The organism is Nonomuraea cavernae, assembly GCF_040655715.1.
GTDB lineage: Bacteria > Actinomycetota > Actinomycetes > Streptosporangiales > Streptosporangiaceae > Nonomuraea > Nonomuraea cavernae_A.
The window spans coordinates 1,900-4,468 of sequence record NZ_JBFAKL010000064.1 but is presented as its reverse complement, the minus strand read 5'-3'; the positions used below and the strand labels follow the sequence as shown (position 1 = coordinate 4,468).

At 56.6% G+C, this 2,569-nt stretch carries 1 rRNA gene (cut by a window edge); it reads right to left on the bottom strand.

Annotated features, from left to right (window positions below):
- Positions 1-2,569 (bottom strand): 23S ribosomal RNA (locus tag AB0I38_RS40120); its annotated part runs 192 nt beyond the window's last position; the annotation flags it as partial.

Sequence of the window (2,569 nt, the reverse complement as noted above, 5' to 3'; positions counted from 1 at the left end):
TGGTGGGAGACCTCATCTCAAGGCGAGCTTCCCGCTTAGATGCTTTCAGCGGTTATCCCTTCCGAACGTAGCCAACCAGCCGTGCACCTGGCGGTACAACTGGCACACCAGAGGTTCGTCCGTCCCGGTCCTCTCGTACTAGGGACAGCTCCTTTCAAGTCTCCTGCGCGCGCAGCGGATAGGGACCGAACTGTCTCGCGACGTTCTAAACCCAGCTCGCGTACCGCTTTAATGGGCGAACAGCCCAACCCTTGGGACCTACTCCAGCCCCAGGATGCGACGAGCCGACATCGAGGTGCCAAACCATCCCGTCGATATGGACTCTTGGGGAAGATCAGCCTGTTATCCCCGGGGTACCTTTTAGCCGTTGAGCGACACCGCTTCCACACGCCGATGCCGGATCACTAGTCCCAGCTTTCGCTCCTGCTCGACCCGTCAGTCTCACAGTCAAGCTCCCTTGTGCACTTACACTCAACACCTGATTGCCAACCAGGCTGAGGGAACCTTTGGGCGCCTCCGTTACCCTTTAGGAGGCAACCGCCCCAGTTAAACTACCCACCAGACACTGTCCCCGATCCGGATCACGGACCAGAGTTAGACGTTCAAAACGACCAGAGTGGTATTTCACCAATGACTCCACCATCACTAGCGTGACAGCTTCCCAGTCTCCCACCTATCCTACACAAGACGCTCCAAACGCCAATGTCAAGCTGTAGTGAAGGTCCCGGGGTCTTTCCGTCCTGCTGCGCGAAACGAGCATCTTTACTCGTAGTGCAATTTCGCCGGGTCTGTGGTTGAGACAGCGGGGAAGTCGTTACGCCATTCGTGCAGGTCGGAACTTACCCGACAAGGAATTTCGCTACCTTAGGATGGTTATAGTTACCACCGCCGTTTACCGGCGCTTAAGTTCTCACCTTCGCACGATCACTCGCGCTAAGCGGTCCCCTTAACGTTCCGGCACCGGGCAGGCGTCAGTCCGTATACATCGTCTTACGACTTCGCACGGACCTGTGTTTTTAGTAAACAGTCGCTTCCCCCTGGCCACTGCGACCCCCACCAGCTCACAGAGCAAGCCTGATCACCAGCAGAGGTCCCCCTTCTCCCGAAGTTACGGGGGCAATTTGCCGAGTTCCTTAACCACAGTTCACCCGATCGCCTTGGTATTCTCTACCTGACCACCTGAGTCGGTTTAGGGTACGGGCCGCCACAACACTCACTAGAGGCTTTTCTCGGCAGCATAGGATCATCCACTTCACCACAATCGGCTCGGCATCACATCTCACCCTCAACATGTTGCGGATTTACCTACAACACGGGCTACATGCTTACCCCAGGACTACCATCGCCTGGGCTGGACTACCTTCCTGCGTCACCCCATCGCTTACCTACTACCCGATCGGATCGAGCGTTCAGCCTCACCCCCACTCCGAAGAGCAAAGGGACTTAAGGACTCTTAGCATCACGAAGTTCGATATGGGCGCATTGAAGCGGGTACGGGAATATCAACCCGTTGTCCATCGACTACGCCTGTCGGCCTCGCCTTAGGTCCCGACTTACCCTGGGCGGATTAGCCTGGCCCAGGAACCCTTGGTCATCCGGCGCGAGGGTTTCCCACCCTCGATTCGCTACTCATGCCTGCATTCTCACTCGCACAGCCTCCACAACTAGATCACTCTGCTGCTTCACCGGCTGCACGACGCTCCCCTACCCACCAACACGAACGAATCCGCATCAGTGCCACGACTTCGGCGGTGTACTTGAGCCCCGCTACATTGTCGGCGCGGAATCACTTGACCAGTGAGCTATTACGCACTCTTTCAAGGGTGGCTGCTTCTAAGCCAACCTCCTGGTTGTCTCTGCGACTCCACATCCTTTCCCACTTAGCACACGCTTAGGGGCCTTAGTCGGTGATCTGGGCTGTTTCCCTCTCGACTACGAACCTTATCGCCCGCAGTCTCACTGCCACGCTCTCACTTACCGGCATTCGGAGTTTGGCTGACGTCAGTAACCTTGTCGGGCCCATCGGCCATCCAGTGCTCTACCTCCGGCAAGAAACACGCAACGCTGCACCTAAATGCATTTCGGGGAGAACCAGCTATCACGGAGTTTGATTGGCCTTTCACCCCTACACACAGGTCATCCCCCAGGTTTTCAACCCTGGTGGGTTCGGTCCTCCACCCAGTCTTACCTGAGCTTCAACCTGCCCATGCGTAGATCACTCCGCTTCGGGTCTACAGCATGCGACTCAAACGCCCTATTCAGACTCGCTTTCGCTACGGCTCCCCCACACGGGTTAACCTCGCCACACACCATAACTCGCAGGCTCATTCTTCAAAAGGCACGCAGTCACATCACAGCCAGGGCGAACCCCAGCTAAGCTCCTACGGCTTGTAGGCACACGGTTTCAGGTACTATTTCACAACCCCTCACCGGGGCACTTTTCACCTTTCCCTCACGGTACTCGTGCACTATCGGTCATCAGGGAGTATTTAGGCTTACCAGGTGGTCCTGGCAGATTCACACAGGATTTCTCGGGCCCCGTGCTACTTGGGATCCCCTCAAACAGTCC